At 69.6% G+C, this 20879-nt stretch carries 18 protein-coding genes; 9 read left to right on the top strand and 9 right to left on the bottom strand.

The genetic code is table 11. The features are described 5' to 3' along the window. Positions 1-283 precede the first annotated feature (283 nt). Positions 284-619 carry a hypothetical protein gene (locus tag ACWD4J_RS12330; RefSeq protein WP_451395508.1) on the top strand — a complete coding sequence of 112 codons (336 nt, stop codon included), beginning with the start codon at positions 284-286 and terminating at the stop codon, positions 617-619. A 59-nt stretch (positions 620-678) separates the two neighbouring features. Here ACWD4J_RS12330 and ACWD4J_RS12335 read toward each other — a convergent pair whose 3' ends face one another. The 4 genes from ACWD4J_RS12335 to ACWD4J_RS12350 form a co-directional block, all read right to left on the bottom strand. Next, positions 679-1053, bottom strand: coding sequence for a hypothetical protein (locus tag ACWD4J_RS12335; RefSeq protein ID WP_451395282.1), 375 nt, complete (start codon positions 1051-1053; stop codon positions 679-681). Positions 1054-1168: 115 nt separating this feature from the next. Beyond that, positions 1169-1702, bottom strand: a complete 534-nt coding sequence (locus ACWD4J_RS12340) for a roadblock/LC7 domain-containing protein (protein WP_451395283.1) — start codon at positions 1700-1702, stop codon at positions 1169-1171. A 38-nt stretch (positions 1703-1740) separates the two neighbouring features. Beyond that, a complete protein-coding gene (locus ACWD4J_RS12345) occupies positions 1741-2490 on the bottom strand; it encodes a transcriptional regulator (RefSeq protein ID WP_451395509.1) in 750 nt (249 codons plus the stop codon). Positions 2491-2585: 95 nt separating this feature from the next. After that, the gene (locus ACWD4J_RS12350; protein WP_451395284.1) at positions 2586-2984 is read right to left on the bottom strand and encodes a hypothetical protein; all 399 of its coding nucleotides are present in this window, start codon (positions 2982-2984) and stop codon (positions 2586-2588) included. A gap of 305 nt (positions 2985-3289) precedes the next feature. On the opposite strand from ACWD4J_RS12350, the gene ACWD4J_RS12355 reads away from it, so the two are divergent. Both ACWD4J_RS12355 and ACWD4J_RS12360 read left to right on the top strand, forming a co-directional pair. Then, positions 3290-4186: a universal stress protein gene (locus ACWD4J_RS12355; protein ID WP_451395510.1), complete on the top strand. Its 897-nt coding sequence runs from the start codon at positions 3290-3292 to the stop codon at positions 4184-4186. Positions 4187-4210: 24 nt separating this feature from the next. Beyond that, entirely contained in the window at positions 4211-4777 is a 567-nt protein-coding gene (locus ACWD4J_RS12360; protein WP_451395285.1) for an Rv1733c family protein, read from the top strand. 30 nt (positions 4778-4807) lie between these two features. On the opposite strand, the gene ACWD4J_RS12365 is transcribed toward ACWD4J_RS12360, so the two are convergent. Beyond that, positions 4808-5800 (bottom strand): nucleotidyl transferase AbiEii/AbiGii toxin family protein, encoded by a 993-nt coding sequence (locus ACWD4J_RS12365; RefSeq protein WP_451395286.1) that lies wholly within the window; start codon positions 5798-5800, stop codon positions 4808-4810. A gap of 170 nt (positions 5801-5970) precedes the next feature. Between ACWD4J_RS12365 and ACWD4J_RS12370 the strand changes: the two genes are divergently transcribed. Further along, positions 5971-6732, top strand: a complete 762-nt coding sequence (locus tag ACWD4J_RS12370) for an isochorismatase family protein (protein WP_451395287.1) — start codon at positions 5971-5973, stop codon at positions 6730-6732. A 58-nt stretch (positions 6733-6790) separates the two neighbouring features. On the opposite strand, the gene ACWD4J_RS12375 is transcribed toward ACWD4J_RS12370, so the two are convergent. From ACWD4J_RS12375 to ACWD4J_RS12390, 4 genes are read right to left on the bottom strand one after another with little or no spacing between them, the layout of a single operon-like run. Next, complete coding sequence (locus ACWD4J_RS12375; RefSeq protein WP_451395288.1) at positions 6791-8059, bottom strand: alpha-L-fucosidase; 1269 nt, start codon at positions 8057-8059, stop codon at positions 6791-6793. Between the two features lie 3 nt (positions 8060-8062). Further along, positions 8063-11179 (bottom strand): alpha-mannosidase, encoded by a 3117-nt coding sequence (locus tag ACWD4J_RS12380; RefSeq protein ID WP_451395289.1) that lies wholly within the window; start codon positions 11177-11179, stop codon positions 8063-8065. Between the two features lie 12 nt (positions 11180-11191). Continuing rightward, positions 11192-12538 carry a 6-phospho-beta-glucosidase gene (locus ACWD4J_RS12385; RefSeq protein WP_451395290.1) on the bottom strand — a complete coding sequence of 449 codons (1347 nt, stop codon included), beginning with the start codon at positions 12536-12538 and terminating at the stop codon, positions 11192-11194. Next, entirely contained in the window at positions 12535-13305 is a 771-nt protein-coding gene (locus ACWD4J_RS12390; protein WP_451395291.1) for a DeoR/GlpR family DNA-binding transcription regulator, read from the bottom strand. The genes ACWD4J_RS12385 and ACWD4J_RS12390 overlap by 4 nt, the downstream gene beginning before the upstream one ends. A 193-nt stretch (positions 13306-13498) precedes the next feature. Between ACWD4J_RS12390 and ACWD4J_RS12395 the strand changes: the two genes are divergently transcribed. From ACWD4J_RS12395 to ACWD4J_RS12415, 5 genes are all read left to right on the top strand, one after another. Continuing rightward, positions 13499-14461 carry a carbohydrate kinase family protein gene (locus ACWD4J_RS12395; protein WP_451395511.1) on the top strand — a complete coding sequence of 321 codons (963 nt, stop codon included), beginning with the start codon at positions 13499-13501 and terminating at the stop codon, positions 14459-14461. Positions 14462-14546: 85 nt separating this feature from the next. After that, entirely contained in the window at positions 14547-15824 is a 1278-nt protein-coding gene (locus ACWD4J_RS12400; RefSeq protein ID WP_451395292.1) for an extracellular solute-binding protein, read from the top strand. Positions 15825-15975: 151 nt separating this feature from the next. Then, a complete protein-coding gene (locus ACWD4J_RS12405) occupies positions 15976-16863 on the top strand; it encodes a carbohydrate ABC transporter permease (RefSeq protein WP_451395512.1) in 888 nt (295 codons plus the stop codon). A gap of 84 nt (positions 16864-16947) precedes the next feature. Further along, on the top strand, positions 16948-17730 hold the full coding sequence (locus ACWD4J_RS12410) for a carbohydrate ABC transporter permease (protein WP_451395513.1): 783 nt from the start codon (positions 16948-16950) through the stop codon (positions 17728-17730). 63 nt (positions 17731-17793) lie between these two features. Continuing rightward, the gene (locus ACWD4J_RS12415) at positions 17794-20778 is read left to right on the top strand and encodes a glycoside hydrolase family 2 TIM barrel-domain containing protein (RefSeq protein WP_451395293.1); all 2985 of its coding nucleotides are present in this window, start codon (positions 17794-17796) and stop codon (positions 20776-20778) included. Positions 20779-20879: the final 101 nt, after the last annotated feature.

Here is a 20879-nt window from a genome sequence, read left to right on the forward strand (position 1 = left end):
TCACGGCGTGCTCGTGGAGGTGCTAGACGGTGAAGGCCCGCCGGATGACCGGCTGGGCGGACCCAGGTCGGCACCCGCCGACGCGTACAACCGGCACGCAGCACGTACATACGTACGACTGGCGGGTACGACCAGCCGGCGAGCTGCCCGCGGGAGGATTGGGAGCACCGGATGGCGGCTGCGACGTCCGCCGCCATCCGATGATGCGGAATTGCAGGCTCCAGGGAGGTTTCGCACGATCGCGGCAGGCAAGAAGCGGGCCGTGAACAACACCCATGAACCCATGCCCGTAAGCGACCCCTACGACAGAGGCCGCTCCTATCCTCCTCCTCGCCGGGACGGCACCGGAGCAAACCGGGCAGCCTTGATCATCCATACCGTCGCGGACATCGCCGCAGCCTTCCTCGTCCTGTGGATCGTGCTGTACCTGCTGGACGCCAACAGTGCGAACGTGTTCGTCGGCTTCGTTCACGATGTGGCGAACTTCCTGGCCGGATGGTCCCAAGACATCTTCACCATGGACACCGAAGGGCTTCGTGTACTGCTCAACTACGGCCTGCCCGCTGTGATCTACCTGCTGATCGGGCACGGCCTGGCAGCCCGTCTCCGTCGCCTGTGAGCCTGTGAGCCTGTGAGCCTGTGAGCCTGTGAGCCGTGGAGACTACTGCCGCCGTGTTCTCAGACCTCGAGTTCTGACTCGATCTTCTTCAGCTGGTGCCGGGCCATCGCCAGGTTCGCGCGCCCGGCGTCCAGCACCAGGTAGAGGAAGAGGCCGTTGCCGCCACGCCCCTTGAGCAGCCGGATCAGGTGGTACTGGCTGCCCAGGGTGATCAGGATGTCCTCGATCTCGTCCTTCAGACCGAGGTGCTCCATGGTGCGCAGCTTGGCGCGTACGACATCGGTGTTGCCGGCTGCGGCGACATTGAGGTCGAAGGTCTTGCTGCCTCCGATCGTGCCCAGCGCCATTCCGCTCGTGTAGTCGACGAGTGCCGCTCCGGTCGCTCCCTCGATCGAGGTCATCGCGTCCTTGAGGGCGGTCTCGGTGTTGGCCATGAGGTGTCGTTCCTTTCAACGGTTCTTGTCAGCAGTGCTTGCCGGTTGAGTTCTTGCCGGTTGGCTCGGTGGCGGTCCGGCCGGAGGCCGCCCTGGGTGGTCGTCCGGCCGGAGGTCATTCGGTCGCCGGTCGTCCGGTGGCCGGTCCTTCGGATGTCCGCTGTGCCGCCGGTGTCCTCCTGCGTGGCGGCGTGGCCGGCGAGGACGCGGCCCGGGCAGAGGCCGCCGGTTCCGTGCCGGCGGCGGGCGTAGGCGTGCGCTGGGGTTCGGTCCGGGCCATGGCCGCATCGATCAGCTCCCCGATCCGGGTGCCGGCCCGGCGCCCCTCCAGGTGGAGCCGGCCGACGTTCACGCGGTCGTCGGCCAGCAGCGTCAGTACGGCGGACGAGCCCGCTGCGTACGTCGCCACGTAGCCGTTCACACCGCGGATGAGGAGCTCGCGGAAGTCACCCTGCCCGGTGGCGTCGGCCATCCGTACGGCCACTCCCAGCGCCGCGGCGGTGAGTGCCGCAACGCCGCCGGGCTCGGTTCCCGGGGTGTCCTGCGCCAGTACAAGGCCGTCGACGCTGGCCGCGAGTGCGCCGGTCAGCTGGGGCACGCGGGCTCTCAACCGGTGCAGTTCGTCGAGGACTTCGGCCTCGGCCGCCATGAGCTGTCTCCTCTCGGCACGCTGGCGTAGCGCGCGGATCACAGGGCCTCCAGTGCGTCTCTGAGCCGGCGCAGCAGGGTGATGTCGGGGTCCGCCGGCGCCTGGACGCGCGCATCCACGTGCCAGCTGGCCGTGGCGACGGCGTCCGGGGCCCGGCGAGCGGTCGTCGTCACCATTCCCGCGGCGGCGAGACGGCGGAGGTCGACGAGGGTGTGGAAGGCGGGCCTGCCGATGACGGCGGAGATGTCCGAGGCCGTGCGTGCCCCGTCCACGTGGTCCAGGACGGTGCGCCGGCGCCGGGGGACGGCCACGTCGACGGGACGTCCGGTCCGTACGAGCGGCTGGGTGTCCGTCGCCGGTTCGGGCCAGATGCGGTGCAGCAGCTCGCGGCGCCGGAGCGTCTCGCGCTCCACCGCGTCGACGGGCACCGGGTGGATGGGGCCGAGCCAGTGCGCCACTCCGTACCGGAAGCGGCCCGGAGCGCTGGTGGGCCCGAGCGTGAAGAACGCCGCGTCGTACAGGGCCCCGAGGTGGCACAGTTCCAGCGCGCCCTGGGGCACGCGGCCGCTGTCCACCAGGAACCGTCCGACGCGCCGCCCCGGCCCTGCCTGTGTGAGGGCCTCTCCCCAGCTTTCGGGGCGCAGGGCGCCACGGGCGGTGAGCAGGACCTCGAGCCCGGGCGAGGCGGGGCTCTCGGCGTGCACCACCTGGCCGTCGGAGAGGAAGAGCGTGCCGCGTTCGCGCATCAGGACGCCGGTGGCCCGCTCGGCGGCGAGCCGGCTGAGCATGGGCGAGACCCCGGGCTGTGTGCCGTCGCGGCCCTTCGCACGGGTCGCCGGGTTCCGGGCGGGCAAGCGGTTGGGGGAAGGGGTGTGCACCGCCGTCATCCCAGGACCAGTCGTTCCGCGATCTCGCCCAGCCGTATCCGGGCGAGCGCGAGGTTGCCGTCCGTGCGGCCCAGCCACAGGTGCAGGAAGACGCTGCTGTCGAAGGTCGTGCGGACGAAACGCAGGACGTGGTAGCTGTCGCGGTTGCTGACGATCAGGTCCTCGACCGGGGTTTCGCCGTCGGACCAGTCGGAGCCCTCGGCGGGGGCGAAGGCCAGGTTCTCCGCCGCGGTCCGGGCGAGCTCCGCCGCCTCCGCCGCCGTGGCCTCGTGGTCTCCGTTGGGCGACTCCCCGGCCGTGCCCAGAGCCAGCCCGCTGGTCCAGTCGACCACCATGGCGCCCCGCGCGCCGGGCACCCTCATGGCCTCCAGCAGGCTCTCGTCGATTCCGGGCACACCTCGGCTCCCTCCCGGCCCAGTGATGCGGATGAGTCATGCAGAAACTACGGAACGTGTGCGCTCTGCGGGTGGATTCTGGCAAATTCCCTTGGAACATGCGGCAGTTGACTAGGGTGGGGCGATTGTCCCGAGGCCCGACCGCTCGGACCACCGGCGACGACACAAGGGGAAGCCCATGATCAGGGGGTCCCATGACCGGATTCCACCCCCGCAGGGGCGCGTTTGCGCATGTGCGCGGTTCCAATAGGGTGCTGGTGGGAACTCGTGTCGACGTCACCGGTGAGGCGAAGGTGGTGGACACGATGGAGTTGCCGCTGGTCGTGGGCGTCGACGGATCGGACTCCAGCCTTCGCGCCACGGACTGGGCAGTGGACCATGCACTGCGCCATGGACTGCCGCTGCGCCTGGTCAACGCCTCCCTCTGGGAGCGCTATGAGGTCGCGGCCGCGCAGGAGCGCGGCAGGCGTCCGTCCGGCCAGGTGCTCGCCGAGAACATCGTCGCAGCCGCCGCCGAACGCGCCCGGTACCGCAATCGTGACCTGAAGATATCGACCGAGGTGGTGCGCGAGGACCCGGCGCGGGCGCTGCTGGAGGCGGGCGAGGACGCCTCCGCGCTGATCCTCGGCTCGCACGGCCGCGGCGAGGTCGCCGATCTGCTGCTCGGCTCGGTCGGCCTGGCGGTGGCGGCGCGCGCCCACTGCCCGGTGATCGTCGTCCGCGGCGACGACTTCAGCGTGCGGTCCGGGCACGGGCACATCCTGCTCGGTGTCGGAGGCCGCTCGGCACCGGCGGCCGTGGAGTTCGCCTTCCGTGAGGCCGAGGCCCGCCGCTGCGCCCTCGACGCCGTACGCGCCTGGCGCACCCCGGCCCTGGAGGCGCTGGAACACCCACTCGAGGGGGCCGCCGGGCATCCTCACTCCGGCGACCAGCACGCACGGCTCCACGAGAGCCAGGCGTCGGCCCGGCTCGACGAGGCGCTGCGGGATGCGGCCCGGGAGCATCCAGGGGTGCGTGTGCGCCGCGCCACCATAGAGGGCCCGGCCCGCAAGGTGCTGGTGCGCCGCTCGGCGGCGGCGGACATGCTGATCGTCGGCGCCCAGCGCCGCCCGGGCCATCTCGGTCTCCAGCTCGGTGTGGTCGGCCATGCCGTGCTGCACCACGCCGAGTGCCCGGTCGCCGTCGTACCTCAGCCGGCGTGACGGCTCCAAGAAGGGAATGCGGCCATGCGACAGAGCGGAACGGTCGGGTTCTGGCGGTGGCGGCGCAATCCGCTCAAACGCCGCTCCGACGTCGTCGAGGCATGCGTGGTCCTCGTCGTCACCGTGCTGATGGTGTGCGGTCTGCCCCTGGCCGGGGTGCTCGCCGGGCTGCACATCGACAACGAGCTGCAGCACCAGCGTGAGCAGCGGCAGCGCACCACCGCGGTGCTGGCCGAGGACGCGAGCACGTGGCAGACCGGCAGATACGTACGCTTCCAGGCGACCGTGCAGTGGAAGGCACCCGACGGCACGAAGCACACGGCCAAGGCGGATGTCGGGCCCGAGAGCAAGGCCGGTTCCACGGCGCTGATATGGACCGACCAGAGGGGCGAACTCACCGGCGAACCGCCCACCGAGGCCCAGGCCGCGAGCGCTTCCGCCCTGGCAGGAGTGCTGGCCGTGGGCGCGATGGGTGCGGTGGTGCTGGGTGCGCGCTGGGTCGTGCAGCTCGGCATCGACCGGCACCGTGCCGTCGCATGGGAGCAGGAGTGGGCCCGTGTCGGGCCGCAGTGGGGCACGCGACGCGCCTGAGTGTGCGGTTGCCCGGCGGCCGGGCAGGGGTCAGAGCCGGGCGAACACGGGCGCCAGGGCCGTGCTGAGCCGTTGAAGCCAGTCCGCTGCGGTTCCCCGCACGCGGGAGTGGTCCGTGCGAAACGCCGCCCAGTCGGTTTCCTCGAACCGCACCATGTCCAGGCGGAAATCCCCGGGCCTGATGGTGGTCGCGGAGTGGCGAAGAACCGTCCGCAGGAGCCGTGGTGAGAGTTTCGTACGCCCGCCCTCGGCCAGAAGGACGGCGTCGTACAGGTCCTTGCACTGCGCTGTGTCGCCGGCTGCGCCGTCGGCATGCAACCACAGCAGCTTCCAGGCGAGTGAGAGTTCCCGGCTTGCCGTGCGGACGACGGTCGGGGCACCGCCGCTCCCTCGCGGCACCTTCGTCCACACCGGGGGCTGGGGAAGCCTCTCGTCCAGGGCGAAATCGAGCTGCACCTCACCGGGAGGCAGTCCGTCCGCCTGCCAAGGGATGACGACGCGCATCCCGGGGGTGCCGTAACCGCTGTAGGCATACGCCCAGTTGCCGTCCGAGCGGGCGCTGTCCGCGTCGAGCACCAGCCCTGGTGCCGCTTCCGGTCGCCCGCCGACCAAGTCGATCAGATCGTCGAACGAGGGGACCGACTCCCCCGGGTCCGGGGCGATGTCCCAGCGGAGTCCCTCGGGCGGAACGACCGGCCGCATTCCCCGCGTCTCGAACTCTTCGTCGCCGTCCCTCCAGATCTCGTACTGCGCTGCGCCGTCGGCCGCTTCCGGCCACTGCTGTATGACGTCCATCCCCTCCACGTGGGGATAGGGATGCAGAGGATCGATGGGGACGGCCAGTTCCGGCAGGACCACGAAGTCGAGGTCGCCCGGCTCGCGCGCCGCGCTGCCCGCCCACGCCGGCATGACCATGCTGCCCCGCAGCACCAGACCGTCGCTCCACGGGGCATCCGCGATGAGGCTCAGCACATGGTCAAGAGCGGCACGGCGGGCTGTTCGCCGGCGGACTGCACTCTCCACAGCGGAGAAGTCTTGCACGGGTCGATCCCTGTGCTCGCGCCGCGCAGTCCGCCACCCGTTCGGTCGTATACCGCAGGAGGCCGTGGTGACGCGGTACCAGAGTGTTCAGCACACACCTCTGCGCGGGACGGCACGACGCCGACCGCGTTGATAGCGAAGGGGCCCGCACCATGGCCGAGCGTGCAGCCGACATAGTCAGCCCGATCACCGACAGCGTCCTGCCTCTGAAGGTCACTCCCGAGCAGGCGCGTGCCGCCGGGCGGGTCGGCTACGACAAACCCACCCCGCAGAACGCGGTACTGCTGCTCATCGACCACCAGATCGGGCTGGTCAACAGCACCAGGGACTATTCGTCGCTGGCAGAGTTCCGGGCCAACGCGGTCGGCCTCGCGAAGATCGCGAAGGCGCTGGAGATCCCGGTGATGCTGAGCACCTCCAACGCGCAGTGGCAGAACGGCGACACGCTTCCCGAGATCAAGGACCTCTTCCCGGACGTGGCGATCCACCGTCGCACCGGCATCATCAACTGCTACGAGGACCCGACGTTCCGCTCCGCCTTCGAGGGCCTGCTGGCCGACACCGGGCGGACCCATGTCCTCATCGCCGGCGTCACCATCGGCACCTGCACCGCCATGCCGACGCTGGCCATGCTCAACGACGGCTACCGGGTGTTCCCCGTGGTCGACGCCTGCGGCGCGTGGAACCACTACGAGGCCGACGCCGCCATGTCCAGGATGGCCCGCGCCGGTGCGGAGCTGGTCACCACCTACGCCCTGGCCTGCGAACTCCAGGCGGACTGGAAGCTGCCGAGCGGTGGCCCGCTGTTCACACCGTTCCTCGAAGACCTGCCCGAGTACGGCTATGTGATCCAGAACTTCTGGAACAACGCGGGCGGGCATACCGTCCCCGACCCCTTCGGCCAGGTCAAATAGGCTCAGCCGACGTCCGAGGCTGCGTGAACTGGCGGGAGTCCGCATCCGTGACGGCCTCTCAGGAGCGGCCGCCTCCACGGTAGATGTCGAGTTCGCCGTCGAGTTCCACGGCGAGCACCGTGGCGTGCTCGTCGAGGTCGGCGGCGGCCGGAGCATCGATCCACAGCACGCCGGGCGCCTCGTGCAGGCCTCCGATGACCTTGTGGCCGAGTTCGGTGCCGGTGCCGAGCACGCTCACGCGGTGAACGGGCGTACGCAGGCCGCGTACGCCGATGGAGCCGCGCGGGATGTCGAAGACCGTCAGGTAGAGGGTGCGGCGGTCGGCCGACAGGGTGCTGGGTCCGTAGTGGTGCCCGGCGGGCAGGCCCCGGACCGTGCCGTACACCGCCTCCGCGTGCCTGTCGATCCAGGCTCCCAGGCCGTGCAGGCGCTCGACCTGCTCGGCCGGGATCGTGCCGTCCTCCTGAGGCCCCACGTCGAGGAGCAGATTGCCGCCCGCTCCGATGGTCTCGGTGAAGTAGCGGATCAGCTGGCCGGTGGACTTGTGGTTGTGGTCGTGGTGTTGGTAGCCCCACGAGTCGTTGATCGTCAGGCACAGCTCCCACGGGCCGTCCGGGGGAACGATCGGCACGCCCTGCTCGGGTGTCGCGTAGTCGCCCTGGCTGAGCATCCGTGCATTCAGTACGCAGTCGGGAACCTCGGAGCGGATGAGCTCGGCCAGCTCGCGAATACGCCACTGGTCCTCGGTGCGCTCCCACTCGCCGTCGAACCAGAGGAGGTCGGGACGGTAGCGGGTGCACAGTTCCCGGACCTGTCCGTCGCGGTAGTCGAGATAGCGGGACCAGGCCGCCAGGTCCTCCTGTTCCTTGGGGACTTCGGCGTACGGGTTGTCCTCCTGCTCGGGCGGCCGTCCCTCGTAGCGGGTGGAGGCGTAGTCGGGGTGGTTCCAGTCGCTGTGGGAGTAGTAGAGGCCGACCTTCAGGCCCTGCTCGCGCAGGGCCTCGGCGTAGGGGCCGACCAGGTCGCGGCCCGCCGGTGTGTGCCGGACGACGTTCAGGTCTCCCTGGGCGGTGTCCCACAGCGCGACGCCGTCGTGGTGACGGCTCGTCAGCACGGCGTAGCGAGCACCGGCACGCGCGAACAGCCCGGCCCACTCTCGGGGGTCGTACTTGGCCGCCGTGAAGCCGTCGAGCTGCGCCATGTACTGGTCGTGCGGGACATCGCCCTCGAAGAACGACCACGACTCCTGTACACCGTCGACGGCGTAGATGCCCCAGTGGATGAAGATCCCGAGCTTCGCGTCCGGAAACCACGGCTGCATGCCCATACGTCAGCCCCTCCCGAACCGCAACGTGAGGACCTGGAAGGGGCGAAGGTCGACCGTGACGCCGCCGTCGCCGTCGGTCGTCAGCGGCTGGGCGTCGGCGAGCGGGCGCTCCAGCAGGTCGGTGACCGTGGCACCGGTGTGGGCGAAACCGGGGCGCACCGTGGTGCGGGTGCGGCCGCCGAGCGACTCGTAGAGGCGGACGATCACGTCGCCCGAGCGGTCGTCGGCGAGCTTGACCGCCTCGACCACGGCGGCCGGGCCGTCCGTGGTGACCAGCGGGTCCACGGCGGCTCCGGTTTCGGCGACGCGGAGCGGCAGGTTGAGCGCGTAGCCTTCGGCGATCGCGTCCTGGACAGTGGCGCCGGGCAGGAGCGCGTACGTGAAGCGGTGCTTACCCTGATCGGCCTCGGGGTCGGGCACACGTGGGGCGCGCACCAGGCTGAGGCGGACCGTCGTCGTCGTGCCGCCGTCCTCGCGGGTGGTGCGGCTGACGTCGTGCCCGTACGTGGAGTCGTTGATGATCGCGACGCCGTAGCCGGGCTCGGCGACGTGCACCCAGCGGTGGCTGTAGACCTCGAAACGGGCCGCTTCCCAGCTGGTGTTGGTGTGGGTGGGGCGGTGGACGTGGCCGAACTGGATCTCGGCCGTCGACCGGTCGGCGTGGATGTCGATCGGGAAGCCCGCCTTGAGGATCTTCTCGGCCTCGTGCCAGTCGATCTCGGTCTCGACATCGATACGGCGGCTGCCGGCGCGGACCGTGACCGTCTGCACGATGCGGGAGCCCTTGCCGAAGGCGCGCTCGACGCGTACGGCGCCGAGCAGGGGGCCGCTCTCGGTGACGGTGACCGAATCGGCGTCGAGGAGGTCGGTGAAGCGGTGCTTGTAGTGCTTGTCGATGTCCCAGGCGTCCCAGTAGTTGGGGAGGTCGGTGTGGAGGCGGAGGAGGTTGCCTGCGGCGTCCGGGGCGAGGACCTCGCGGTCGGCGACGAGGTCGCGTACGGAGGCCAGGGTGCCGTCCTCGGCGAACTCGACTCGGATGAGGCCGTTGTCGAGGACTCCGTCCTCGGTCACCGTCACCCTGTGAGGGGGCTCGGCGTTGCCCAGCGGGGCGGTGCCGCTGGCGGGGACCTCCACGTAGGCCGGGGTGCCCTCTGGCGTGCGGATGACCTCTGCTCGGGCGAATGGGCTGGTGTTGAACGTCCGGCTGCCGTCAGACGTGGGCTGTGCCCAGCCGTTCCGCCCTGCGGAACGATTGCCCACAGCGGTAGCGGCGGCGAGAGCGGTAAGCGCCTCTGCCGTAAGCGCCTCCAGCTCCTCCGCCACCCTCGCGTACTCCGCCTCCGCCTCCCGATGCACCCACGCGATCGACGAACCCGGCAGGATGTCGTGGAACTGGTGGAGGAGGGCCGTCTTCCAGAGGCGGTCCAAGTGCTCGTACGGGTAGGCGTAGTCCGGGTTGTGCAGGGCCGCCGCCGTCGCCCACAGTTCGGCCTCGCGCAGGAGGTGTTCGCTGCGGCGGTTGCCCTGCTTGGTGCGGGCCTGCGAGGTGTACGTGGCCCGGTGGAGCTCCAGGTACAGCTCGCCCGACCACACCGGCGCGTCCGGGTACTCCGCGCGGGCGGCGGCGAAGAAGTCGTCGGGGTGCTCGACGACGACCTTCGCCGAGCCCTCCAGGTTCGCGAGGCGGCGGGCGCGCTCCATCATCTCGCGGGTGGGGCCGCCACCGCCGTCGCCATGGCCGAAGGGCGCGAGCGAGCGCGTGCCGCGGCCCTTGTCGGCGTAGTTGCGGACGGCGTGCGCCATCTCCTGGCCGGAGAACTCGGCGTTGTAGGTGTCGACGGGCGGGAAGTGGGTGAAGATGCGGGTGCCGTCGATGCCCTCCCACCAGAAGGTGTGGTGGGGCAGCTTGTTGGTCTGGTTCCAGGACAGCTTCTGGGTGAGGAACCACTCGTTGCCCGCCAGCTTCGCGAGCTGCGGGTACGCCGCGGTGTAGCCGAAGGAGTCCGGCAGCCACACGCCCTTGGTCTCGATGCCGAACGCGTCCATGAAGAACCGCTTGCCGTGGACGAGTTGGCGGGCGAGGGCCTCTCCGCCGGGCAGGTTGCCGTCGGCCTCCACCCACATGCCGCCGACGGGCGCCCACTGGCCGTTCTTCACGGCCTCCTGGATGCGCTCCCAGACCTTCGGGTAGTTGTCGCGGACCCACTCGTACTGCTGCGCCTGCGAGCAGGCGAAGATGAACTCCGGGTACTCCTTCGCCAGCGCGGTGACGTTGGAGAAGGTCCGGGACGTCTTGCGCTTGGTCTCACGGATGGGCCAGAGCCAGGCGCTGTCGATGTGGGCGTGGCCGACGGCCGACATGGTGTGGGCGCTGGCGTGCGCGGGCCGCTCCAGGACGGCCTTCAGCAGCTCCCGTACGTCCGCGGCCGTGCCTGCGACGTCGTCCAGGTCCAGGGCGTCGAGAGCGCGGTCCAGGGCGTGCATGATCTCGTGGCGCCGCGGGTCGTGCTCGCCGAGTTCCAGCATCAGTTCGCGCAGGACCTGGAGGTCGAGGGAGAGGTGCCAGACGTTCTCGTCGAGGACGGCGAGGTCGGCGCGGGCGAAGGTGTAGAGGGGCTCCCGGCCGGCGGTGGTCTTGTCGCCGAGCGGGGTGGGGCGGAAGCCCTTCGCCAGGATGTCGGGGTTCGAGGCGGCCTCGATCAGGAAGTCGACCGGCTCGCCGCCCGCGGCCGGGTCGGCGATCGGTACGTACTGGTTCTGCGGGTTGACCGCCTTGACGGGGCTGCCGCCCGGCGTGTGGACGAGTGCCTCGGCCTGGTTGCCCGGCCAGTCGCCCACGAAGCCGAGGTCGAAGACGGCCTCGACCCGCTTGCCCGCCCACTCGGCGGGTACTTCGCCACGGACCTTGAACCAGGTGGTGCCCCAGGGCGGGCCCCAGGGGGTGCCCATCGTGAAGGGCTCGTACGTCGCGGACTGCGCCTCGGCGAAGGGCACAGGCTCGTCCGGTACCTCCCAGGCCTCGACCTCGAAGGGGACGGAAGCGGCGTGAACGGCAGGCTTGATGCGCTGGTCGAGGACGCGCTCCACGCGCTCCTCGATGCGCCGGCGTTCGTCGTGCATGGTGGGGGGCTCCTACTTCCGGTTCAGGTAGGCGAGGCCGGGGTGCTCGCGCGTGTAGCGGTCGACGAGACGGCGGGCGACGGTGACGGAGTCGACGAGCGGGTGCAGGGCGAAGGCCTTGACCGCTGTGGTGCGGGACCCGCTCTCGGCGGCGGCCATGACCTCGCGCTCGACGGCCTTGACGCTGGAGACGAGGCCGGTGGCATGGCCGGGCAGAGGGGACACGGACACGGGGTGGGCACCGCCGGCGTCGACGAGGCACGGCACCTCGATGACGGCGTCCGCATCAAGCACGGACAGAGTGGTGCGATTACGGACATTGAGGATGAGGGTGGTGCGCTCGTTCCTGGCGATGGCGCGCATCAGCGAGAGCGCGACCTGCTCGTAGCCGCCGGACTCCAGGTCGCAGGCGTCCCGCTCACCGACGCCCGCGACCTCGCGGTTCTCCGCCATGTATGTGGCCTCGCGCTCGGCGCGGGTCCGGTCCCAGGTGGCGAGGGCGGGCGCCGCGGGGTCCTTCATGTCCTCGTAGAACCGCGACTGCTGCTCGTGGAGGAAGGCGCCGCGGGTCTGTTCGGCGTGCTGGTAGGCGCTGACGGCTTCCCGGTTGAAGTAGTAGTAGTGCAGGTACTCGTTCGGGATCATGCCGATGGACTGGAGCCACTCGGCGCCGAAGAGCTTGCCCTCCTCGAAGGACTCGAGGAGCGCCGGGTCGGCGAGCAGGCGGGGCAGCTCGTCGCGGCCGTCGAGGTACAGGCCGCGCACCCAGCCGAGGTGGTTGAGGCCGACGTAGTCGATCCACGCCTTGTCGGGGTCCCCGCCGAGGACGCGCGCGATGCGGCGGCCGAGGCCGACGGGCGAGTCGCAGATGCCGATGACGCGGTCGCCGAGATGGCGGGACATGGCCTCGGTGACAAGACCGGCCGGGTTGGTGAAGTTGATGACCCAGGCGTCGGGCGCCAGCCGGGCCACGCGCTGGGCGATGTCGACGGCGACGGGCACCGTGCGCAGGCCGTACGCGATGCCTCCCGCGCCCACGGTCTCCTGGCCGAGGACGCCCTCGGCCAGTGCCTCGTGTTCGTCGGCCGCCCGTCCCGCCAGGCCGCCGACGCGGATCGCGGAGAAGACGAAGTCGGCGCCGGTGAGCGCCTCGTCGAGGTCGGTGGTGACGGTGACCTCGGGTGCGTCCGGGATGCCTTCGGCCTGTTCGGCCAGCACGCGCGCGACGGCCGCGAGGCGTTCGGCGTCCAGGTCGTGGAGGGTGACATGGGTGACGCGGCCCTCGGCATGATCGCCGAGCAGCGCCCCGTAGACCAGCGGCACACGGAAACCTCCGCCGCCCAGAATCGTCAGCCTCATGCCTGAACCACCTTTACGCCGGCCTCCTCGAACGCGGCACAGGTGGCCGCGTCCGAGGATGCGTTGGTCACTACTACGTCCAGTGCCTCGGGCCCGCAGACCTTCGCCATGCCCGTACCGGGGAACTTCCCCGAGTCGGCGAGGAGCACCACTCTGTCGCTGGCCTTGATCATCGCCCGTTTGACCGGGACCTCGACCACCGTGGTGTCCATGACCTGACCGCCCGGACGGACTCCGCTGGTGCCCATGAAGAGCCAGTCCGCGTGCAGCTGGCGGAGGTTGTCCTCGGTGAGGAAGCCGACGAGGGAGCGGTACTCGCGGCGGACCATGCCGCCGAGCAGCACCAGCTCGATACCGGTGTCGTCGGCCAGCTCCTCGTACACGACGAGGTTGGAGGTGATCACGGTCAGCCTGCGGCCGTGCAGCCGGCGGGCGAGGCGGTAGGCGGTGGTGCCGATGTCCAGGAGCACCGACTGGCCGTCCTCGATCATCTCCGCCCCGCGCGCCGCCACCGCATCCTTCTCGGACACGCGGATCTCGGCGACCTCGGCGAAGGGCTGGTCGCCCTCCTCGACTACCGCGCCACCGTGGACACGGGTGAGAAGCCCCATTTCTTCCAGCTTGACCAGGTCGCGCCGCACTGTGGCGGGGCTCACGCCCAGTTGCTCGGAGAGATCCGCGACGGCCGCGGGGCCGCCGGATCGCAGGGCACGCAGGATCAGTTGATGTCGTCGCTCAGCCAGCACGCGATGAACACTACTCGTCAATCGCAATCATTTCTATGCTCATCTTCGCTCAACTCTTGCCAAGCAAGCGCGCAGGGCGCACGATCCTGTGCACGCACTTGCAGATAGTTGACGAGAGGATGCGCTCGTGCATGAGCAGCCCCTGCTTTCGGACCGGGCCGTGCAGGCCCGGCCGGACGTGCTTCTCACCGGGCTGCTCTTCTACGACGTCGTCATGACAGGGCTGCCCAAGCCGCCGACTCCGGGCGAGGAGATCTGGACGGACGGCATGGGTTCCGGCCCCGGCGGCATCGCCAACCTCGCGGTCGCCGCCGCCCGTTACGGCCTCGCCACCTCACTGGCCACGGTGTTCGGCGACGACTTCTACGGGATGTACTGCCGGGACGTCCTCGCCGGGCAGGAGGGCATCGACCTGTCGCTGTCCCGTACGGCACCGGGCTGGAACACACCCGTCACCTTCTCCCTGGCACAGGACCACGACCGGGCCCTGGTCACCCACGGCCAGGAACCCCCGTACACACAGGACGAGTTGATGCAGGGCATGCCGCCCGCCCGGACCGCGATCGTGCACATCGGCTCCGAACCGCAGGAGTGGATCGCAAAGGCGGCGGCCGCCGGGACCCGGATCTTCGCCGACGTCGGCTGGGACCCCACCCAGCAGTGGTCCAGCGACCTCCTGGACCAGCTCTCCCTCTGCCACGCCTTCATGCCCAACGACGGCGAGGCGATGGCCTACACGCGCACGGACACCCCGGGCGCGGCACTCCGCCGGCTTGCCGAGCTCGTGCCGGTGGCCGTGGTCACCTGCGGCCGCGACGGCGCCCTCGCCATGGACCAGACCACGGGCGAGTTCGCGCAGGTCCGGGCCCTGGACATCAAGGCCCTGGACGCCACGGGCGCCGGCGACGTCTTCGGTGCGAGTTTCGTCGCCGCCACCCTGGGCGGCTGGCCGCTCGCCGACCGGCTGCGCTTCGCGGGGCTGGCGGCAGGCCTGTCCGTCCGGCACCACGGCGGGGCGCTCGCCGCGCCCGGTTGGTACGGCATCGACCAGTGGTGGCGGACCACCGGCAGCGAAGACCCCGAACTCTCCCGCGCCTACGGGTTTCTGGCCGACCGCATCCCGGCGGATCCCGGCAGCCCCGTGGCCCACGCACCTGTCACCCCCCGCACCCCATAGAGATCCCTCTGTGCCGACCCCCCGGACCCCCGAACCCTCCCCGCCGCAAGACCAGCAGGTCCCTGCCCCACCCAAGGAGAAGACCGTGGACCTTTCCCGCAGACGATTCCTTCAGGCCGCCGTGCTCACCGCCGCAACGGCCGGTGCCACCGCCGCGTGCGGCGGCGGCACCGGATCGTCCGGCAGCAAGGACAGCAAAAACCTCACGCTCTGGTATTGGTCCGGCGGTCTCAGCGACAAGGTGGTGGCCGACGCCAAGAAGCACTTCTCCTCCGCCACCCTCAAGTCCTCCGTGGTCGGCGGCGACTACAAGACCAAGCTGCTCACCGCGATGAAGGCCGGGAAGTTCGCCCCGGACATCACCGGACTCAAGGGCGAGGACATCGCATCCTTCCTGCCCAACGCGGACCGCTTCATCGACCTGAACACGGTCGGCGCCAAGAAGATCTCCGATCAGTACCTGTCGTGGAAGCTGAAGCAGGCGACCACCGCGGACGGCAAGCTCATCGGCTTCCCCATCGACATCGGCCCCTGCGCGATGTTCTACCGCGAGGACCTGTTCGCCAAGGCAGGGTTGCCCACGGACCCGGCCAAGGTCTCGGCCGCCATGTCGACATGGGACGACTACTTCGCGGCCGGCGTCGAGCTGCACAAGGCCGAACACAAGACTTACCTGATCAACAACATCGGTGCCGTCTTCACACAGATCATCGGCCAGGGCACCCAGCGCTTCATCGACTCGGACAACAAGTTCATCGGCGACCAGGACCACATCCGCGCCGCCTGGACCACCGCGGTCAAGCCCTACAGGCTCGGCATCGACGCCAAGATCAACGACAACAGCTGGAACGCCGCCATCAGCGGCGGCACCCTCGGCACGGAGCTCGGCGCAGCCTGGCACGCGCTGGACATCCAGAACGGTGCCCCGAATCTGAAGGGCAAGTGGCGGGTCGCCAGCCTGCCCGGCGGGCCCTCCAACCTCGGCGGTTCCTTCCTCGCCCTGCCCAGCACCTGCGCCAATCCCGAACTGGCCTTCAAGATGATCACCTGGATACTGAGCCCGGAGAACCAGGCCCGTGGCTTCACCGACGCGGCCCTCTTCCCCACCGCCCCTGCGGCTTACGAACTGCCCGCGCTCACCGGCGGCGACCCCTACTTCGGCGGCCAGAAGACCATCGAGATCTTCGGGCCGGCCGCCAAGAAGATCCCGGCCGCCTACGAGGCCCCGGCGGACGCGGCCGTCGCCGCGGCGTACTTCAACGAGCTGACCAACATCGAGAGCAAGGGCAAGAAGCCCGACGCCGCCTGGAAGGACGCGGTGAGCCAGGCCAGGCAGATAGCCCAGCGGCAGGGAGTGAGCTGATATGGCGTCAACCCCGGTCGCAGGCCCCGCCGCCACCGGAACCACCGCCGGCTCCGCACGCGACGCAGATCGCGGGCGGAGCCGGCATGGCCGCCGCTTCCGGCCGGTGTACTCGGGAGCCGGGCAGCCGAAGCGCGGGCCGCGGCACGGGATCGCGAAGTACTGGCCCCAGTACGCCGCGATCTCGCCGTTCTATCTGATCTTCGCGGTGTTCATGCTCTTCCCCGTGATCTTCTCCCTCTACCTGGCCTTCCAGCACTGGGACGGCGTCGGGGAGATGAAATACGTGGGGGTTCAGCAGTTCAAGTTCCTGTGGAAGGACCCGGTCTTCTGGCTGTCCGTACGCAACACCCTTGTCATCTGGGTGCTGTCCACGGTCCCGATGCTCTTCATGGCGCTGATCATGGCCACGCTCGTGAACTCCACGCGTCGCCTCACGGGCTTCTACCGGATCGCACTGTTCATCCCGAGCATCACCTCACTGGTGGCCATCGCCATCTTCTTCAGCGCGATCTTCAGCAACAACTTCGGTCTGATCAACGCGGCGCTGAAGCTGGTGCATCTGCCAGAGGTGCCGTGGATGAGCAACCAGTGGACGATCAAGGTCGTCATCGCCTGCCTGATGACCTGGCAGTGGACCGGATACAACGCCATCATCTACCTGGCCGGCCTCCAGGGCATCCCCTCGGAGATCTACGAGGCGGCCAAGATGGACGGCGCGGGAGCGGTACGGATCTTCTTCCGCATCACGATCCCCCTGCTGCGTCCCATCATCCTGTTCACGGTGGTCATCTCGACCGTCACCGGCCTTCAGAGCTTCACCGAACCCCAGGTCCTCTTCGGCAGCGAGGCCGCCACCAACCCCAACTCAGGCGGCCCCGGCCAGGCCGGCCTCACCACGCTGCTGTACTTCTACCACCAGGCTTTCGACAACAACGACTTCGGCTACGGCGCCGCGATCGTCTGGGCCTTCTTCCTGCTCATCCTGCTGATCGTCGCCGTCAACTGGCGCCTGGTCCAGCGCCGCAAGGAGCAATGACCGGTGAGTCTCCCGCAACTGACGAAGCTTCCGAACCTCCTCAGCCGCAGGCGGACCCGTGGACTGAGCGTCCACATCATCCTGATGGCAACGGTGCTCGTGTCGGTGTTCCCGTTCTACTGGATCATCGTCATGGCGACGAACACCTCGCAGGACATCTACCGCTACCCGCCGAAGCTGTGGTTCGGCTCCCACCTGCTCACCAACCTCCACCACCTCTTCCAGAACGTCGACTTCTTCGGGTCGATGCTCAACACGCTGATCGTCGCTGTCTGTACGACCGTCCTCGTGCTGTTCTTCGACTCGCTGGCGGCCTTCGCCTTCGCCAAGTACGACTTCCCGGGCAAGAAGGCGCTGTTCGGCCTGCTGCTCGGGATGTACATCCTGCCGACCCAGCTGGCGATCATCCCGCAGTACGAGATCATGGTCCAGCTCGGCTGGGTGGGCACCCTGAAGGCCCTCATCGTCCCCGCCGCAGCCAACGCCTTCGGCATCTTCTGGATGCGCCAGTACACGATGACCGGCGTCCCCGACGAACTGCTGGACGCCGCCCGCATGGAGGGCTGCGGCTTCTTCCGCCAGTACTGGTACGTCGTCCTGCCGTGCGTCCGCCCGGCACTGGCCTTCCTCGGCATCTACACCTTCATCGCCGCCTGGAACGACTACATCCTGCCGCTGGTCATGCTCGTCGACCCGAGCCACGTCACCCTCCAGGTGGCCCTCGCCCAGCTGTACGCCGGCCACTACACCGACTACAGCATGGTGATGTCCGGTGTCCTGCTGGCGGTCATCCCCCTGGTGCTGGTCTTCACGTTCTTCGCCCGCGGCTTCATCGCCGGCTCCACCGAGGGGGCGTTGCGTGGCTGAGCGGAACGACGGGCTGAGAGGCGCCGACCTGGCCAAGTGGGCCATCAAGGGGGCCATCCGCTGATGGAAGCACAGCCGCGCATGGACATGGGGCAGCTGATGGGCGTACGTCCATGGGAGTCGCCCGAGATCACCGGGTGGCGGCGGCTGCCCATGCACACGGTGGACCGCAGGCCCGGCGCCCTGTCACTGGACGGCAGCTGGCGCTTCCAGCTGCTGCCCGCCCCCGATGCGCCGCTCGCCGAGGACTGGTCGGAGCTGGTGGTGCCGGGCTGCTGGACGATGCAGGACCCGCGCGACCTACCGCAGTACACCAATGTGCAGATGCCCTGGCCCGAGTACCCGCCGTCCGTACCGGCCGCCAACCCGACGGGCGTGCACGAGACTGATGTCGACGTTCCGGCCGACTGGGCGGACCGCCGCATCGTGCTGCAGGTCGGTGCCGCCGAGAGCGTTCTCATCGCCCAGGTGAACGGTCAGGCCGTGGGCATCGGCAAGGACTCGCACCTGGCGAGCGAGTTCGACGTCACCGAGGCGGTACGTCCCGGTGAGCGCAACACCGTACGGCTGACGGTGGTCAAGTGGTCGGACGCCTCGCACATCGAGGACCAGGACCACTGGTGGCACGGCGGCGTCACCCGCTCCGTCCTCCTGTACGCCACGGATCCGCTGTACCTCGCGGATGTCAAGGTGCAGGCCGACCAGGGCGGTTCGCTGCAGGTGGACTGCCAGGTGCGCGACGCGCGGGGGCCGCTCCCCCAGGGCTGGTACCTCACCGGTGATCTGGACGGCGTCACGCTGGCGCAGAACGCCGAACTCGACCGCGTCAACCGAGAGACCGAGCGAGTCTCGGACTTCCTCGGCGAAGCCCAACTCCGCGCGGGGATGGAGGATGTCAGGCCCTGGTCGGCCGAGACACCCACCCTGTACGGCCTGACAGTACGGCTGCACCGCGCCGACGGGAGCATCGCCGACAGCTCGTACCACCGCATCGGTTTCCGAACGGTCGAGATCCGAGGCCGTGATCTGCTGATCAACGGTGAGCGGGTGTTCATCCGGGGCGTCAACCGGCACGACTTCCACCCGCTCACCGGCCGCACGGTCACGCCCGCCGAGATGCGCGCCGACCTGGAGACGATGAAGCGCTTCGGTTTCAACGCCGTCCGCACCTCGCACTATCCGAACGATCCCGCCCTCCTCGACCTCGCCGACGAGCTCGGCCTGTACGTCGTGGACGAGGCGAACATCGAAAGCCACGACCACGCCCACGAGATCGCCGACGACCCGCGCTACCTGCCCGCCTTCGTCGACCGCGTCTCGCGCATGGTGCTGCGCGACAAGAACCACCCGAGCGTCGTGATCTGGTCGCTGGGCAACGAGAGCGATTACGGCGCCAACCACGACGCGGCCGCGGGCTGGGTGCGCCGCCACGATCCGACGCGCCCGATCCAGTACGAGGGAGCGGCGAAGACCGACTGGTCGTCGCGCGACATCGCCAGCGACATCGTCTGTCCCATGTACGCCTCGATCAGCGAGATCGTCGAGCACGCCACCTCAGGCGAGCAGACCAAGCCGCTGATCCTGTGCGAGTACTCACACGCCATGGGCAACAGCAACGGCAGCCTTGCCGACTACTGGGAGGCCATCGAGTCCACTCCGGGGCTGCAGGGCGGATTCGTCTGGGAGTTCTGGGACCACGGCATCCTGCAGGACCTGTCCGACGGGCGCCCCGCAGGGCCGGGCAGCGAGAAAGCTTTCAGCGAGGGCGTCACCGCTCCCGGTTACCGCTGGGCGTACGGCGGCGACTTCGGCGACACACCCAACGACGGCGCGTTCTGCGCGGACGGCCTGGTCTTTCCCGACCGCACTCCGAAGCCCGCGATGTACGAGCACCGCGAACTCGCCGCTCCCGTAAGGCTGTCGTACGACGGCGGACAGCTGCGGATCCACAACCACCAGCATTTCCGCGATCTGTCCTGGCTGACCGCGGAGTGGGTGCTCTCCTCCGAGGAGTCGGGCACGGCAGGCACGCGGAGGGCGCCGACCGAGCTGCCGCACGTACCGCCCGGCGGCTCGGCCGTCGTCGAGCTGCCGGCGGAGCTGGGTGGGGAGCCGGGTGCAGACCAGCGGGACGGCGGCGAGACCTGGCTGACGCTGCGCGTGACGACGGCGGGCGAAGAGCCGTGGGCGGGACCGGGTACGGAGGTATGCACTCCGCAGGTGCGGTTGCGCGAACGCCCCTCCGCGGACGTACGCGTACCGGCCCCGGCACTTTCCGGTCGCGCGGTCGACATCGACGCGGAGGGCCATCTGGTCCATCCGCTGCTGACCGCCCCGCCCGTACTGAGCCTGTGGCGCGCGCCCACGGACAACGATCTGCTGGGCGGCGCGGCTGCCCACTGGGAGAGGCTGGGCCTCGACAGACTCGTCCGCAAGCCGTTGTCGGCGGACCGCCAAGGTGATCGCATCACGGCCCGCAGCGCGTACGACACCGGCGCCGGCACCGTCGAGCACCTGCAGGTCTTCACCCCGCTCCCCGACGGCGGGCTTCTCATCGAGGAGACCGCCCTTCTCCCCGAGGCGCTGACCGATGCCGCACGGGTGGGCACGGTCTTCGAGACGGTGGAGGGCCTGGACCGGATGGAGTGGTACGGGCAGGGCCCCTGGGAGACGTACCCGGACCGGGCAGCGGGCGGGCCCGTAGGCCATTACGGAGACCGCGTGGACGAGCTGTTCACCCCGTATCTGCGGCCGCAGGAGAGCGGCGGACGGCACGGCGTGCGCGGCTTCTCGCTGCTGTCGGAGGCGGGCGCCGGTCTGTCCGTGCGGTTGGACGCCCCACGCCAGGTGTCGGTCACGCGCTACCGGGCCGCTGACCTCGCCGCCGCCGCGCACCACGACGAGCTCGCGCCGCTGCGGCGCTGCGTGGTCCACGTCGACGCGGCACACCGCGGCCTCGGCACGGCATCCTGCGGCCCCGACACCCTGCCCCGCCACCGGGTCGGCGCCGGTGTCCATCGTTGGGCGTGGGTGCTGCGCACGCTGTGAAGGTGAAGGCCGCGGTCCGCGGCAGCCCCGGTCAGGAATGAAATTCGCGTACCGGGTGATGCGCATACTGGAGGAAACAGACATATCCCGCATTCGTCTTT

It is taken from the genome of Streptomyces sp. NPDC002577 (assembly GCF_053594815.1).